This window comes from Acinetobacter sp. 10FS3-1 (assembly GCF_013343215.1).
GTDB lineage: Bacteria > Pseudomonadota > Gammaproteobacteria > Pseudomonadales > Moraxellaceae > Acinetobacter > Acinetobacter lwoffii_C.
The window spans coordinates 1,448,418-1,464,301 of the sequence record NZ_CP039143.1; the positions used below are offsets into that span (position 1 = coordinate 1,448,418).

Below are 15,884 nucleotides of genomic sequence, written 5' to 3' on the forward strand. Positions count from 1 at the left end.
ATGTTCGGAGATTTTTATGAACATTAATATGTTGATGCAGCAAGCGCAGCGCATGCAAAAAGAAGTTGAAAACAACGTGAAAAAGGCCAAAGAAGAGCTTGCGCAAACTGAAGTGCATGCTGAGGCTGGTGGTGGTTTGGTAAAAGTAACCATGACTGCACGTAATGTAGTGAAACGTATCGAAATTAACCCTGAACTTCTTCAGGACGATCCTGACATGATCGAAGACCTGATTGCAGCTGCTATGAATGATGCAGCACGTCAGGCTGAAGCCATTTCAGAAGAGCGCATGAAAGCAGCAAACTCAGGCATGGGCTTGCCACCAGGTCTGGCTGGTTTATTCTAAGGAAGAGTGCGCAATGTTTAGTGATCGTTTTGATCAACTCGTTCAAGCATTACGCATTTTGCCAAGCGTTGGGCCGAAATCGGCTCAGCGTATGGCTTTGCACCTGATCATGAAAAACCGTGAAGGTGCGATTGGTCTGGCACATGCTTTGACTGAGGCGACCAATCATATTCATGAGTGCTCTATTTGTCATTCGCTGACCGAAGATGAGGTCTGTAATATCTGTACCTCCTTGGAGCGAGATGATGAATTGCTGTGCGTGGTAGAATCACCTGCCGATGTGATGGCTATTGAGCAAAGTGGCAGCTTCCGGGGTAAATATCATGTTTTGGGTGGGCACTTGTCACCACTTGACGGGATTGGGCCGGAAGAAATTGGCATTCCTTATTTACTGCAGCGTTTAAGTCAAGGGCAGATTAAGGAAGTGATCCTGGCCACCAATGCGACTGTAGAAGGACAGGCAACAGCACATTATCTGGTTGAAGCCAGCAAGCATTTAGCGGTGCAGATGACGCGTATTGCTCAAGGTGTGCCTCAAGGAGGCGAACTGGAGTATGTGGACAGCCATACGCTGAGTCAGGCCGTGCATAACCGCATGAGGATTAAATAAAATTTGTATAACTGAAGGTGTGAGTTTAATAGGAAAAAGATATTAATTTATACCTAACTACTCCTTACAAAGTAAATTATTTTAGATAATTAGTCGCATTAAGTATGTTTTTTTATATAAATATTTTATATATTAGCTAGTATTCCGCTATCGAGCATCTATCCTTAGACTCAGCCTTTATGTTTCAGTTTATTCAACACCAAAACGACCTGTATCCTGTTCTGGATTTAATGGATCAAAATTCAATCTATGGTCTGGATACCGAGTTTATCAAGGTAGATACCCTGTGGCCCAAACTCGGTGTTTTTCAGATCAATGTCGACAATCAGGTTTATCTTCTGGATGGAACCACTCTGGATCTGACTGAGTTTTTGCACAAAATTTTTAATGCTCAACAGAATGTTTTTCACGCCTGTAGCGAAGACATCGACCTGATTTATCATTATACCCAGCAAAAAGCACTGGAGAATGTTTTTGATACGCAGGTGGGTATGTCATTTTTGGGTCATGGTCTGCAAGTCAGCTACCAGAATGCCTTGAAGCAGATGCTGGAAATAGATATTGAAAAAGACCAGACCCGCTCCAACTGGCTGGCGCGTCCTTTAAGTAGCGAGCAGTTACTGTATGCGGCCAATGATGTACATTATCTGATGCAATTGGCTGAAAAAATCAAACAGGATTTAAACAGCAAATCCCTGCTTGATTTTGCCTTACAGGATTGTCAGTTCCTGACCCGGGAAATAGGGGAAGAAACACCGACTGCCTTGCTGTATCAGGATGTGGGAAATTACCGGCATTCTCGCCGTCAGCTTATGCAATTACAGCAGCTGGCAGTTTGGCGTGAACAGATTGCCAAGGCTTTAAATCAGCCACGCAGCTTTATTCTGAAAAATGCGACCATGATTGATCTGGTTGAGAAATTTCCGCGCAATAATTTTCAGTTGAGCCAGGTGAAAGATATACGTGCCAATATTGTACGTGATCATGGTAAAACGATTCTGGACTTATTGAAATTCCTGCCAGAACAGTCGGACTGGCCATTACGTCTGGCTCGTCCAATCCGTCATTCTTCCAGAGAAGTTGGTGATAAAATTGATCTGCTTATTCAGCAGGTCTCTGCTGAAACCACCATTCCTAAGGAAGTGCTGATGCGTAAAAAATGGCTAAATGCCCTGTATCAACATGTGGTCTTTCATAAGGATGAACAAGAGTTGCCGGATTATCTGCTAGGCTGGCGCTATGAGCTGCTGACCTTGCCGCTACTTCGGGTGCTGCATGAGGATGAATCTTATCTTTCGACCCAGATGAAAGTCACGGAATGACTGGGGAAAGAATTGATTAAAGATAAAGCAATTATACAAAATCACGACTGATGCATTCGGCAAGGCTAATGTATCTGTCTTTTTTTTAATGTATCCTTGCGGTTGTTTTTAAGAAAAGTCGTTTAAAACATGCAAGTGTCTATCTACAAATCCAGTAAAAAAGATGAAATGTATCTTTATGTGGCGCGTCCTGCAGATGAGGGCGAAACTGAAGAAACATTTGAGCCGCTCGAAGTCTTGTCTGAGCCGGTACGTGTAGCATTTGGGCGTGCAACTTTTGTCATGCACCTTGAATTGAGTGAATCGCGCAAACTGGCGCGTGCCAATGTCCTGCATGTAATGGACTCCATTGTGACTCGCGGTTTCTTTTTGCAAATGCCGCCAGAAGGCCTGATCAATCCAAATGCAGTAGCGCCCGAAGGATTGCGTGGTGCCTAATATGAATTCAGGAGTTGTGAGATGAATGGTTATGTAAACGTATTAGATTCAATTCCTGAACAGAGTATTGCAGTAGCCGTGTATATGCTTGGCAGCCTGATTGCCTTACTTTGCTGGTATGGGGTAACCAGACGCCTGCCAAGAGTAATGGGCAGTTTTTTATGGTTACTGGCCTTCGCGGTTTTATTAACCCCCACCGTTTCTGAAGGCCCGAATGCCTCGGTTGCCCCGGCAATTTTCGGTCTGCTATTTGGGGTTTTAACCAAGGAGCAGGAGCTGGTTTGGATTAATGCGTCACTTATTTTATTTGTCATTGGCCTTGGATGTGTGATTGGCTATTGCTGGTCCAGTTATATATCGAAAAAACCGGATACGACTTTAAACAAGAAAAGTTCACCGTTGTAAGTAAAAAAATAAGGTTAAATCATGTCTGCTGATATTCAACAATTTTCAGGTACAGATCAGTACATTGCGACTGACAGTCTAAAGCTGGCCGTAAAAGCTGCGCGTAGTTTGCAAAAGCCTTTACTGGTAAAAGGTGAGCCGGGGACCGGTAAAACCCTGCTGGCTGAACAGGTGGCACACAGTTTGGGATTGAGGCTGATTACCTGGCATATCAAGTCGACCACCAAGGCACAACAGGGATTGTATGAATATGATGCAGTTTCTCGTTTGCGTGATAGCCAGCTGGGTGATGACCGGGTCTATGATATTAAAAACTACATCAAACCAGGTAAACTCTGGGAAGCTTTTACCAGTGAAGAGCGCTGTGTTCTGCTGATTGATGAAATTGACAAGGCCGATATCGAGTTTCCAAATGACTTGTTGCATGAACTCGATAAAATGTCGTTCTATGTTTACGAAACTGGCGAGACCATTACTGCGACCCAGCGTCCAATCGTCATCATTACCTCAAATAATGAAAAAGAATTGCCAGATGCATTTCTGCGCCGTTGTTTCTTCCACTATATCGAATTCCCGGATGAAGCCACCATGCGCGAAATCATCGATGTGCATTTCGAGAATATCTCTGCCACATTGGTGAATGAAGCTTTACAAGTTTTCTTTAAATTACGTCAGATTCCCGGTTTAAAAAAACCACCTTCAACCTCTGAACTGATTGACTGGCTCAGCCTGCTCATGGCCGATGACATGCCGGAAGATGTGCTGCGTAATGCTGATAAAACCAAAGCCATTCCGCCACTCTACGGCGCACTCATCAAAAACGAGCAGGATGTACAGCTGCTTGAGCGTCTAGCCTTTATGTCACGCCGTTAGGGGGAAACAGGCATGTTTGTGCGACTGTTTTATACCTTGCGCCGCTATGGTGTGCCGGTTTCGACCCGTGAACTGATTGACCTGAATCAGGCAGTAGCTGCCGGAATTGTCTTTGCTGATCAGGATGAATTCTATCAGCTGGCCAAAACTATCATGGTTAAAGATGAGCGCTATTTCGACAAGTTTGATCGCGCCATGAAAGACTATTTTGATGGTATTTCAACCTTTGATCTGGATGAGCTGTTGAATCAGGTGCACAAACTGCCTAAAGACTGGTTTGACCTGGAATTACTGGAAAAGCATCTGACACCTGAACAGCGTGAAGAGCTGAAGAAAGCCGGTTCGCTGGAAGAGCTGATGAAAATGCTGGAAGAGCGTCTGCGCGAACAGCATAAAAAACATCAGGGTGGTAACAAAATGATTGGCACGGGTGGGACTTCTCCCTTTGGTGCCTATGGTGATCATCCGGAAGGTGTGCGGATTGGCGGGCCAGGGCGTAAACGCTCTGCGGTAAAAGTCTGGGAGCAGCGTCAATATCGTAATCTGGATGATGACCAGCTTCTGGGTAGCCGGCAAATGCAAATGGCGCTACGCCGTTTGCGTAAATTTGCCCGTCAGGGTGCAGCGGAAGAGCTGGATATTGATGGTACGATTCGTGAAACAGCCAAGCAGGGCATTCTGGATGTACAACTGGTACCAGAGCGCCGTAACCGTATTAAAGTACTGATGCTGTTTGATATCGGTGGTTCCATGGATGCGCACATTGCCCAGTGTGAAAAGCTGTTTAGTGCAGCCAAGACCGAATTTAAGACCCTTGAATATTTCTATTTCCATAACTGTCTGTATGACTACGTCTGGAAAGATAATGTTCGGCGTTCCAGTTCACGCATGAATACCTGGGATCTGTTCAATACTTATGGCCGAGACTATCGGGTAATTGTGGTGGGTGATGCCAGTATGGCGCCTTATGAATTGAATTCGGTAGGCGGCTCAGTTGAATATATGAATGACGAGGCCGGACAGGTCTGGTTACAGCGACTGCGTCAGCATTTCGATAAAACCGCCTGGCTCAATCCGGAAGAAGAAAGATACTGGCATTACACCCATACCATCGGACTCATCAGGCAAATCTTTGAGGGGCATATGTTCCCGATGACCTTAAAGGGTATTGAAGATATGACCAAATATCTGACCCGTTAATTTAGTTTTTATATCAATGGTTTAAGTTTTGATTGCTCAAGTTGTTGCTTTCACGCTTATAAAGTAAAGCAATTGAGTGCTCATCTATATTTCACAGTTAAGGATTGCTATGAATCATCAAATTAATGGCATTGCGCTGCCAAATGAAGAAGGCTTCTTTGGCCAATATGGTGGTCAGTTCATTCCGCCTGATTTAAAACAGGCCATGAATGATATTAATGTTGCCTATCAGGAAATTCGCCAGACTGAAGAATTTCAAAATGAACTGAAAGAGCTGTTTGCTCATTATGTAGGCCGTCCGAGTCCTTTATTTCACGCCAAGCGTCTCTCTGAGCAATTGGGCGGTGCGCAGATCTATTTAAAACGCGAAGACCTGAACCATACTGGTGCTCATAAAATCAATCACTGTCTGGGTGAGGCACTTTTAGCCAAATATATGGGAAAGACCAAAGTCATTGCTGAAACCGGAGCAGGCCAGCATGGTGTGGCACTGGCTACGGCATGTGCCTTGGTTGGTATTCCATGTGAAATCCACATGGGACAGGTGGACATCGAAAAAGAACATCCAAACGTTGTCAAAATGAAAATTCTGGGTGCTCATCTGGTGACTGTGACTCGTGGTACCGCAACTTTAAAAGATGCGGTTGATAGTGCCTTTGAGGAATATTTAAAAGATCCGAAAAACTTTATTTATGCGATTGGTTCTGTGGTAGGGCCACATCCATTCCCAATGATGGTGCGTGATTTCCAGTCCATTATTGGTGAAGAAATTAAAGTTCAAACGTATGAGCGTTTTGGTGCAAACCCGGATTATGTGGTTGCCTGTGTCGGCGGCGGTTCAAATGCTGTAGGTGCATTTAGTGCTTTTTTAAATAATCCCGAAGTCAAACTGATTGGAGTGGAACCGGCAGGTCATGGTCTGAATACCGATATGCATTCAGCAACCTTGACTTTGGGTAAGCCGAGCCAGTTACATGGTATGGCCTGTTATGTACTGGAAGATGAACAAGGTGAGCCTTTGCCTGTGCATTCAATTGCCTCAGGCCTGGATTATCCGGGTGTGGGTCCGCAGCATAGCCTGCTTAAGGATTTGGGTCGGGTAGAATACACTACAGCGACAGATCAGGAATGCCTGGATGCCTTTATGACCTTGTCACGTGTGGAAGGAATTGTTCCGGCTTTGGAAAGCTCACATGCAGTTGCCTGGGCGATTCGTGAAGCGGGCAAGCTGTCAAAAGAGACAAAAGTTGTGGTGAACCTGTCTGGCCGTGGTGATAAAGATTCAGACTATGTTGCAGAGAAACTGGGCTTAAATTAATAGCCTGAGTTCAGCTAAAGATCCCAGCCTAGTGCTGGGATCTTTTTTTATATCTCATCATCTTAAAATCATTACAAGCCAATAATGAATAGTTGGAATGAGATTTCTTTGAATACCTTAAAGAAAGCTTAACCCGAAATATATTGTTGTAGTTGATCAATCAATTGCCGTTGATCTTCCATGGTTGCTTTGACCAGATCACCAATTGAAATCAGGCCTATTAGCTTTTCATTTTCAACCACAGGCAGGTGACGTAAATGATGATCAGTCATCAGCTCCAGACAGTTTTCGACTGTGCTGCCTGTAGTTACAGTAATCACTTTAGGCGTCATAATTTCATTCACCGTTGTATCGACAGAAGATCTTTGCATAAGGGCAATTTTACGAGTGTAATCCCGCTCTGACAGAATGCCGACCACTTTGTCTTCCTGAGTCACGACCACTGCACCAATTCCTTTATCTGCCATTAGAGTGATGGCTTCTAGTACGGTTGCATCTGGATGAATGGTATAAATTATCTGGTGTACTTTGGCTTTGAGTACTTGTGCCACATTGGTCATTCTATTGGATCCTTTCGTTCATTTATTATTGGTTTTAGAAGAAATATAAACTGATTATCGCTAGTTACTTCTTAGTTTAGTCTTTATAAATAACATGTTATTCAGGCAATGTGCAGTCTCTGTTGAGAAAAAAATAAATAACGCATCTGTTCTGTAGTTAATTTCAGTTTTGATCCGTTTGGATTACATAGAGCAGGAATTACATTAAGGCGCGTTAGGGTAGGCAGCAGATTGTTCTCAAAATCCTCTGAATTGATTTTGCGTGGCTCATAATTTGGCCAGTGCTGTTTGGCATAATTTTTAGCATCTAAAGGGTTAAGCCAAAATGGAAAGATACAATCCTCATGATCCCGCATCATGGCCCAACCCTGATGATAGACGCCCCACAGGATGCCACAGTACATCAGGGATTTGAGCATAGTCACTTTCAGCAAATTTTTTTTGCAGATCGGATTGTACTGAATAAGATTGGGATAGGTCAGCTTAGGTATTGTCATTAGAGTAAAGTACGTATTGGACTTGGGTGCTATTTTAGGAAATCTGTATGAAATTACTGTTTCAGCTTTGCAAGCAATCGTAATAAAGTATGTAAGTGTTAGTAGTTTATTGAAATATAAGGTGAAAAAAACGCCACCGAGGTGACGTTTTTTTATGCTTGCATCGTGGCCATACTCTGCCAGTACTGGGCTTTAAGAGAATCCCGTTCTACACGAAAACCCTGATAATACAGTTCTGCTAAAAAGAGAGCTGCTTTACCATGACCAGCACGCGCTGCATCTTCTAGTTGTTTGACTGCATCTACAAAGTTCATTTGTGATTGGATCGTATTGACTGCATCAGCATACAGATGCTCTAAGTCATGTTGAGAGATTTGTTGTATCATATAAAAACTCCTTAATTTTAATTATGATTACAGGATCGACTTTAACTAAGTCTACATACAAGTATAGCTAAGTATTATTAAACTAATATTACAGAATGATTGAAAAGTCAATTATTGTTGAAGCTTTGTTATCAGTATTATAGTTTACATGATTAAACTATACACACTTATAATTTTTAATAGTATAAATTTTAATAAGACAAGAAACAAGAAAGGAGAAAAATGATGAGCACAAGAATATTGGATGGTATTACTTTTGACATGCCACCTACAGCTGGTCAGGTCCTCCAGCTTGCAGACTTACATCGCCAGAAACTCGATAATGTGATTTATGACAGGCATGCACATTTAGGGCATTTTGGTCTGGCTCAGCGTAAAGAAGTTTATGATTTCACCCGTGCCCTGGATGAGAATCAGCGAGCACAGTTTTATAAACTCTACAATACTGAACTGGTTCGAATTGCAACAGAAGACCGCTGGCATCCACCAGAAGCAGAGGCAGGTCTAAGCAAATTTGCAATTTTCCTGGTGCTTGCTCTGGTAGCGTTTGTCATTGCCTGGAGTGTGTTTGAGCGGCTGAATTAATCGCTGTATAGCATTTCAGCAGGTGATGGATATTCGGATTCATGACTTGAACTTCAGTAACTGCAGCCATACACTACTTTTAACTTGAGGTAGTGTATGGCTATAGACAGCAAAAAGATTAGTGATTTTTTCAGCAAGATTCAGCTTGAACAAATTTATAATACGGTTGTGATTTTTATTGTTGTGGTGATTTTAGCTTTAGCCACCTTTGCATTGTATCGTCCTTTAACAGCGGCGCAGTTGAATCAGTTGCTGCACTTGTCTGAGCAACATTACTTGCCACAAACCCAGGACATGGCACAGCTGCTATTAAAGCAAGAGCAGATTTCCCGAGGACAATATCTAAAACTGATGCAAGCCTATCAGCGAGAGTCTTTACGTGCACATCAGCTGCCACCAATCTCTCTAGAAAATCCCTAGTTTTTACTGGATATTGCTTCACCAGAACGGGTCTCAAGCAGATTGTGTTGCAGGTGCATTTTTAGTTGAGCACTGTCCAGTTCCTTGCTGACTATCACCAGACTGACATTTTCCGGATGTAAATGTTTGCGCACTGAATCTTGTACATCCCTTGCACTGATTTTGCTGAGCTGCTCAGGATAGCTAGATAAATAATCTGCTTTCTCACCATAAAAGCCCATTGTGCCCAACTGGGCATTAATGGTTGCATTGCTGCTGTAGTTGTTAGGAAAGGCGCGCAACATGCCGGCCTTGGTTTCCTCCAGGCGCTTTTGATCAATAGGTTGCCGGACAAAATCAATAAATGCCCGATGCGCGACTTGTATGCTCTCCAGCAGTTGATCCTGCCGGGTAGAATATTGAAAACTAAATACCCCCGGTGCCTGACTAAAAGTAAAGGAGCTGCTGGCACTATAAGTAAAGCCTCGTTTGATGCGTAACTCCTGCATCAAGACCGAGTTAAAGCCTCCGCCGCCAAACATCCGGTTGGCGACTTCAAGCGCCAGACGGTCTTCACTAGAGCGTGTTGGTCCTAAATGCCCGAAAATGACATACGCCTGCGAAGACTGATAGGGTAAATGTACCACCTCCAGACCAGTTTTGAGTTCAGGTTCAGGTAAAGGTGCAGCTTTTGAACCTTGCCGTATGTTGCCTGCAATGCGTTCTGATAAATTTAATGCCTGTTTTGGAGTGAGTTTTCCGGTAATCGCAATATTCATATTCTGTGCGACCACAAACTGATCACGAAATTTTTTTAACAAGTCGGCTGTTATTTTTTTGGTACTGCCTTGCGTCCCACTAATTGGTTCTGCATATGGGTGTTTACCATAAAGTGTACGGTAGAAACGGATGTTCATTAAGCGGCTTGGATTTTCTTGTAGCTGTTTCTGGCCCACCTGGGTATTACTTAAGACAAGGTTAATACTGGAGCTTTTAAAGGAGGCATGATTCAGTATTTCCATCATCATGCTTAAGGCAGGTTCCAGCTTTTGAGGATCGGATAGTGAACGTAAACGGATAATGAACATATCCCGATAAGCTTGCATACTCAATTGTGCACCAGCCTGATCAAGTACGGCAGCAATCTGATTGGCGGTATAATCTTCTGTACCTTCACGCATCAACTTGGCTGCCATATTTGATAGTCCGTATAAGCCGGGTGCAATTTCCTGATCACGTGCTGCGCCCGCATTAAAAGTCAGCTGAATATCGACCATCGGCAGATCTCGAGTTTCTACAAACAGGGTGCGTACCTTGTAACGATTGTTGAGATCATGAATATGAGGTGCCTGAAAGGTCTGTTCTAAATTCAGCTTCTTTAAACTTTGTAATAGTGGAACTGATGTCAACTGATCAGGCAAGTTGTTTACACCAACTTCGGCATTTAAATAACTTTCTGCCCACAGAGCAGGACTAAAACTCACACTGACTAGCAAAAGAAAACAGCGAATAGAAGGCATATACGTCATTATTGTTGGCTTTTCTGTTCAGGCATAATGTAGAGCGTACTCAGATTGTCACGCACAAAGTAGGTATTTGCTACATGCTGGATATCTTCGGCACTGACACTTGCATAGTGTGTGGGTAATGCATCAATCAGGCGGTAACTTAAACCGTTGACCTCCAGATTGCCTATGATTTTTGCCTGCCCGCCAATATCATCCTGGCTGTAGATTAAACTGGAGATAAAGCGCGTGCTGATGCGTTCAAGTTCCTGTGTGGAAACTATTTGAGTTTTTAACAGTTCAATTTCCTGCTGAATGGCTGTTTGTGCTTCTCCCAGAGAAATGTCAGGGGCTGGCAAAGCTGAAATCCCAAAAATACTGTCGCCGCGATTATAAGGATCATAAGTGGCGCTAACAGAGGTCAAGACTTTGCGATCACGTACTAAACGATCCTGCAAGCGTGAAGAAATCCCACTATCCAGCAGGCTGCGAATAATACTGAGGGTATAGGCATCTTGGGGATTTTTGGCACTCGCCAGAGACTTTACATTCCAGGTCATATACAGGTTTGGTACCTGTACATCGGTGGTTATTTCCATATGCCGATAGCCCGGCTGTTCAAATTCCAGCACATCATTACGGGCTGGTGTAGGGCGTGAAGGAATATCGCCAAAATATTTTTGTACCTGATGCAATGCAGCTTCTGATTCAACATCTCCGACAATCACCAGAATGGCATTGTTGGGTGTATACCAGTCCCGATACCATTTTTTCACATCATTTAACTGAATATTATTCAAAGTTTTCATATGGCCAATCACTGGCTGGCGATAATGACTGGTGGGATAACTAATCCATTTAAAGCGTTCAAAAGCACGTGCGCGAGGATTGTCTTCGGTGCGTTGGCGCCGTTCTTCCATGACTACTTTGATTTCAGGTTCGAAGTCCTGTTGCCTTAATAAAAGATTACTCATGCGATCAGCTTCAAGTTCCAGCGCTAAGGGAAAGTAGGCTTTGGGATAAAGCTGATAATAATTGGTGTAATTGGTAAAGGTCGCTGCATTGATGCTGCCACCATAGAGTCGGCTAAGGCGAGTAAATTCATCATTGGGAACCTTGGTTGTGCCTTTGAACATCATATGTTCCAGGACATGAGATACACCCAGAATATTGCCGGATTCGTCTGAGCTGCCTACTTTGTACCAGATATGGGTCATCACCATGGGCGCGCGATGATCTTCCCGGATAATCACTTTTAAACCATTGCTTAAAGTGGTTTCAAAAGTCGTACGTGAAAGTTCACTGCTGGTTTGAGCATAAGCTTGGGTTAAACCCAAACTTATGAGAAGAGTGGCGACAGGATAAAAACTCTGTCTGAGTAATTTAAAATAAGAGGAAGTGGTAAGTCGGGAGTTGAACACTCGATCTTCCTGAATATATTTGTATTTATCGTTATTTTTAATAAATGTCGGACTGAAAGCAACCACAGCTTGTAACTTTTTGCTGTCTTTGTTGGGCGATTGGATTGCTAGCTCAAAAAGGCCCAAGTTATGGTAGAATCCTATTTTTTAACGCAATGCTTTTCAAGGATTCGGCATGCAACAGCAATCTACTGGGCAAAACAAATTTTTGATTGATGCTGATATCGGAGATGATGATGTCACATTACCGAGTTTACCTGCGGTTAATGTGCCGATTGTAGAAGCATCAGTAGAGACACAGGGCAGTGAGACCCTCCCATCGACACCTGGAACAGAGGACGTTCAGGCAGAAGAATCTGCTGCAAAAGGTGGTTTCTTTAGTCGGATGAAAGAAGGATTAACCAAGACCCGTAAAAACCTTGCGGATGGTATGGTGAATATCCTGATTGGTGGTAAAGAAATTGATGATGAGCTATTAGAGGAAGTCGAAGAGCAGTTATTAGTGGCAGATATTGGAGTAGAAGCCACTAAAACAATTATTGCCAACCTGACGGAACGTACTGCACGTGGTGATCTGATTTATTCACATTCACTTTATAAGGCACTTCAGGAAGAACTGGTGGCTTTACTGGCGCCACGTGTCAAGCCTCTGCACATTGATCCGAACAAATCACCATATGTGATTTTGGTGGTGGGGGTGAATGGCGTAGGTAAAACTACAACTATCGGTAAGCTGGCAAAACGTTTGCAAGGTGAAGGTAAAAAAGTCATGCTGGCGGCGGGCGATACTTTCCGTGCTGCGGCAACCGAGCAATTACAAATCTGGGGTGAGCGTAATAATATTCAGGTTGTGGCCCAAGGTCATGGTGCTGACTCTGCCTCTGTCATTTTCGATGCATTTGAAAGTGCACGTGCCAAAGGTGTGGACGTGTTGATTGCTGATACTGCCGGACGTTTGCATAACAAAGGTCACTTGATGCAGGAGTTGACCAAAGTAAAACGTGTTATGCAAAAAATCGATGCGACTGCACCTCATGAAGTCATGCTGGTGGTCGATGCCGGTACAGGTCAAAATGCGATTAACCAGGTTGAAATGTTTGATGAAGCGGTCGGCTTAACTGGCTTAACCATCACCAAACTCGATGGTACAGCTAAAGGTGGGGTGTTGTTTAATATCGCTAGCCGCACTCATGTACCCATTCGTTTTATTGGGGTGGGTGAGAAAATTGATGACTTACGTCCTTTCTCGGCCAAGTCTTTTGTAGCTGCGCTTTTTGAAACTGAAAAATAAGGAATGCAGGCTGCATCACATAAACTCCGCTAAATGCGGAGTTTATTGTTTTTAAAGAAATTAAGTGTTTTAAAAAACAACACTAGAAATTTCAGAAAACTAATCTGCTGACTTAAAGCCATTATAATTGTAGGGGATTTGCCAGATGTAATGTAGCTCGGGCTTTGGGGGATAAGATGGCATTGCTTAACAAGATTGGTCATGTATTAACAACCGATTTAACTAAAGATTTTAAAATTTCAAGAAAACAAAAAATATCTGAACATCAGCAGATACCATTTGTTGAACAGTTAAAAAAACGCCGTAGTATCTATCAATTAGGAAAACGGGTGCAGCATAGTCAGGCTTATCTGACCGAACTGATTGAGGAAGCCGTAAAAAGTTGTCCTTCTGCATATAATGCTCAAACTGCGCGAGTCGTGGTGTTATTTAGTGATTCACATCATCAGTTCTGGGATATTGTAAAAGATGTACAACGACAGTATGTACCTCCCCAGATTTATGAAGGTGTTGAAGTTAAGCTAAATCAGTGCCGAAATGCCTTGGGGACGATCTTGTTTTATGAAGATCAGCAAGTGATTCAGCAGCTACAAAAGAAAGTGCCATTCAGCGCAGAAGACTTTCCGGTCTGGTCCGAGCAAAGTTCAGGTATGGTGCATACGCAGCCTGGACGGCTCTTGCATCTGCTGGCGTGGGGGCTTCACTACAGCATTATAACCCGCAGATTGATCGCCGGGTTGGTGAGCATTTTCAAATAGATCTAAACTGGCTGCTGCGAGCTCAATTATGTTTTGGTTCAATTGAAGAAACTATCGCAGAAAAAGTAAAGCAGCCGGAGCAGGAATTTTTCCAGGTTTTTAGCTAAATTTAAATTATGTCAAGCAAGACGAAGGGGCCAAGGCGCTAGATACAATTCATCAATTTTAGTGCTATAAAGAATGTTCTATAAATAAAACGCATTGTTATTGAAATAAGGCTGTTTAAAAGCAGAAAAATGCCTAAGATGGCTTTATTGATTTTAATAAACAGAATAGATAAAGGTGGATTCATGGCATTTTTAAATGAGATCAAACAACGTCGTACTATTTATGCAATTGGTAAAAACGTGAGCCTGGAACAGGCAGAAATTGAAAACATTATTAAAGATGCAGTCAAGCATAGCCCGTCAGCTTTTAACTCCCAAACTTCACGTGTCGTGATTCTGTTCGGTGAGTCACATGAAAAGTTCTGGAATATTGTTCGCGAAACCTTACGTGATCTCATATCTGCTGAGGCTTTTGAAGGTACCAATACCAAAATTAACGGTTTTGCAGCAGGTTATGGCACAGCATTATTTTATGAAGATCAAGATATCATAAAATCTCTGCAAGAACAGTTTGCACTCTATGCAGATCACTTTCCAGACTGGTCAGAACATTCTACGGGTATTGCTCAGTTCGCAACCTGGACAGCATTAGCAGAAAGAAATATTGGGGCTTCCTTGCAACACTATAATCCAATTATTGATGAAGAAGTTGCCAAAACTTTTAATGTGCCATCTAATTGGAAGCTGCGTGCTCAGTTGGTCTTTGGTTCAATCGAAGCGCCAGCGGGTGAAAAAACCTTTATAGATGATGCTGATCGCTTTAAAATTTTTGCATAATTGGGTGGAAAGCTAAAAAGAAGCACATTGTTGCTTCTTTTTTTATATTTGTCGTTTCTAAAATCTCCAGATTGATGCAACTGCAATATAAATGAAATGTTTGTCATAAAGTTGACATTTATACACGGCATAGTGCAACTGAACTTTTAAGAATCATTCAATGAGTAGAGAGTATGGGTTTACGTATCACAGCAGTGACAATGGCATTACTTGGCAGTACGTCAGCTTTTTCAATGGTCACTTTAACTGTACCTGAAGAAATTAAAATTGTTGCGGTGAATGATCAGAAGGTAAATTCAGGCTTATTACGTTCAAATCAGACTTATAAAATTGATCCGGGCGTGAATACGATTAGCGCTCGCTATAATGAGTTCTTTGAACATCATGATAGTTCACATGATATTTTAAAATCGGGCGTGGTAACGATCAAAACTCCAGAATTAAAAGATGGCGAGGCTTATAACTTGGCCTTAATTAATGCACCACAAGATTTTGATGAAGCGAAAGCGTATAAAGATCAACCTATTATCGGTTTATATAATGCTAATCAGCAACTATTGGTTCAGCAAGCAGGAGCAAAAGCCTCTTCTAAACGATGGTTTGGAGGTAGAGTTTTGGATAATGCCACCGACTTAAGTGGAGGGGAGGTTACAATACCAGTCAATCAACCCGCAGCTGTATATACACAACATACAGCTAAACCTGTGGTTACAACGGTATCAGCTCAACAAAGTTCAGCTCTAAATAGCAGTAGTGATCAGCAAATGATTGAGTTATGGAAAAAAGCATCTAAGAGTGAACGCCAGAAATTCATGGCGTGGTTTGCTGAACAGGCTAATTAAGCTTTTAGGAGTTAGGAGATAAGGATCAACAGTAATTTTGATCCTTTTTTATTTAAGAAGTTTGAGAAAATTCACATTTGCTTAAACTTTAAATGCAGAAGTAGCTAGAAAAACTCTAAAAAAGTGTTAAAAATAACCTTTCGGATTAAAAAATAAGCAGGCAGTGGCGTTTTTTGAATATTTTTAAGAAAAGCACTTGCGCTCGTTTTGAAACTGTATAAAATACGCAGCACACCAACGCAAT

18 protein-coding genes and 1 pseudogene are annotated in these 15,884 nt (G+C 42.5%); 14 read left to right on the forward strand and 5 right to left on the reverse strand.

Annotation, left to right across the window (positions count from 1 at the left end):
- Nucleotides 1-16 precede the first annotated feature (16 nt).
- From E5Y90_RS06860 to trpB, 8 genes are all read left to right on the forward strand, one after another.
- A complete protein-coding gene (locus E5Y90_RS06860; protein WP_151208127.1) occupies nt 17-346 on the forward strand; it encodes a YbaB/EbfC family nucleoid-associated protein in 330 nt (109 codons plus the stop codon).
- A 13-nt stretch (nt 347-359) separates the two neighbouring features.
- On the forward strand, nt 360-956 hold the full coding sequence (gene recR / locus E5Y90_RS06865; RefSeq protein WP_151203139.1) for a recombination mediator RecR: 597 nt from the start codon (nt 360-362) through the stop codon (nt 954-956).
- 179 nt (nt 957-1,135) lie between these two features.
- Nucleotides 1,136-2,278 (forward strand): ribonuclease D, encoded by a 1,143-nt coding sequence (locus E5Y90_RS06870; protein ID WP_151208128.1) that lies wholly within the window; start codon nt 1,136-1,138, stop codon nt 2,276-2,278.
- A 129-nt stretch (nt 2,279-2,407) separates the two neighbouring features.
- Entirely contained in the window at nt 2,408-2,716 is a 309-nt protein-coding gene (locus E5Y90_RS06875; RefSeq protein ID WP_151203137.1) for a YcgL domain-containing protein, read from the forward strand.
- Between the two features lie 21 nt (nt 2,717-2,737).
- Complete coding sequence (locus tag E5Y90_RS06880; protein WP_174659791.1) at nt 2,738-3,121, forward strand: hypothetical protein; 384 nt, start codon at nt 2,738-2,740, stop codon at nt 3,119-3,121.
- A gap of 21 nt (nt 3,122-3,142) precedes the next feature.
- On the forward strand, nt 3,143-3,994 hold the full coding sequence (locus E5Y90_RS06885) for an AAA family ATPase (protein ID WP_174659792.1): 852 nt from the start codon (nt 3,143-3,145) through the stop codon (nt 3,992-3,994).
- Between the two features lie 12 nt (nt 3,995-4,006).
- A complete protein-coding gene (locus E5Y90_RS06890; RefSeq protein WP_174659793.1) occupies nt 4,007-5,194 on the forward strand; it encodes a vWA domain-containing protein in 1,188 nt (395 codons plus the stop codon).
- 109 nt (nt 5,195-5,303) lie between these two features.
- Nucleotides 5,304-6,512 (forward strand): tryptophan synthase subunit beta, encoded by a 1,209-nt coding sequence (gene trpB, locus E5Y90_RS06895; RefSeq protein ID WP_174659794.1) that lies wholly within the window; start codon nt 5,304-5,306, stop codon nt 6,510-6,512.
- A gap of 128 nt (nt 6,513-6,640) precedes the next feature.
- On the opposite strand, the gene E5Y90_RS06900 is transcribed toward trpB, so the two are convergent.
- The 3 genes from E5Y90_RS06900 to E5Y90_RS06910 form a co-directional block, all read right to left on the reverse strand.
- Entirely contained in the window at nt 6,641-7,072 is a 432-nt protein-coding gene (locus E5Y90_RS06900) for a CBS domain-containing protein (RefSeq protein ID WP_174659795.1), read from the reverse strand.
- 101 nt (nt 7,073-7,173) lie between these two features.
- Nucleotides 7,174-7,569, reverse strand: a complete 396-nt coding sequence (locus E5Y90_RS06905) for a DUF2750 domain-containing protein (RefSeq protein ID WP_151203131.1) — start codon at nt 7,567-7,569, stop codon at nt 7,174-7,176.
- Between the two features lie 152 nt (nt 7,570-7,721).
- A complete protein-coding gene (locus tag E5Y90_RS06910) occupies nt 7,722-7,955 on the reverse strand; it encodes a hypothetical protein (RefSeq protein WP_151203130.1) in 234 nt (77 codons plus the stop codon).
- A gap of 225 nt (nt 7,956-8,180) precedes the next feature.
- On the opposite strand from E5Y90_RS06910, the gene E5Y90_RS06915 reads away from it, so the two are divergent.
- Together E5Y90_RS06915 and E5Y90_RS06920 are read left to right on the forward strand one after the other, a co-directional pair.
- Nucleotides 8,181-8,540 (forward strand): hypothetical protein, encoded by a 360-nt coding sequence (locus E5Y90_RS06915; protein WP_151203129.1) that lies wholly within the window; start codon nt 8,181-8,183, stop codon nt 8,538-8,540.
- Nucleotides 8,541-8,636: 96 nt separating this feature from the next.
- Complete coding sequence (locus tag E5Y90_RS06920) at nt 8,637-8,960, forward strand: hypothetical protein (RefSeq protein ID WP_174659796.1); 324 nt, start codon at nt 8,637-8,639, stop codon at nt 8,958-8,960.
- Here E5Y90_RS06920 and E5Y90_RS06925 read toward each other — a convergent pair.
- A complete protein-coding gene (locus tag E5Y90_RS06925; RefSeq protein WP_174660577.1) occupies nt 8,957-10,459 on the reverse strand; it encodes a M16 family metallopeptidase in 1,503 nt (500 codons plus the stop codon). The two genes, E5Y90_RS06920 and E5Y90_RS06925, sit on opposite strands and share 4 nt — an antisense overlap.
- Nucleotides 10,460-10,467: 8 nt before the next feature.
- On the reverse strand, nt 10,468-11,865 hold the full coding sequence (locus E5Y90_RS06930) for a M16 family metallopeptidase (RefSeq protein ID WP_174659797.1): 1,398 nt from the start codon (nt 11,863-11,865) through the stop codon (nt 10,468-10,470).
- Between the two features lie 175 nt (nt 11,866-12,040).
- On the opposite strand from E5Y90_RS06930, the gene ftsY reads away from it, so the two are divergent.
- The 4 genes and pseudogenes from ftsY (at nt 12,041) to E5Y90_RS06950 (ending at nt 15,640) form a co-directional block, all read left to right on the forward strand.
- Entirely contained in the window at nt 12,041-13,156 is a 1,116-nt protein-coding gene (ftsY, locus tag E5Y90_RS06935; RefSeq protein ID WP_151203125.1) for a signal recognition particle-docking protein FtsY, read from the forward strand.
- Nucleotides 13,157-13,332: 176 nt separating this feature from the next.
- Nucleotides 13,333-14,021, forward strand: a pseudogene (locus E5Y90_RS06940) (nitroreductase family protein).
- A 183-nt stretch (nt 14,022-14,204) separates the two neighbouring features.
- Entirely contained in the window at nt 14,205-14,798 is a 594-nt protein-coding gene (locus E5Y90_RS06945; protein WP_151203123.1) for a nitroreductase family protein, read from the forward strand.
- 173 nt (nt 14,799-14,971) lie between these two features.
- Nucleotides 14,972-15,640: a DUF2057 family protein gene (locus E5Y90_RS06950; RefSeq protein WP_174659798.1), complete on the forward strand. Its 669-nt coding sequence runs from the start codon at nt 14,972-14,974 to the stop codon at nt 15,638-15,640.
- Nucleotides 15,641-15,884: the final 244 nt, after the last annotated feature.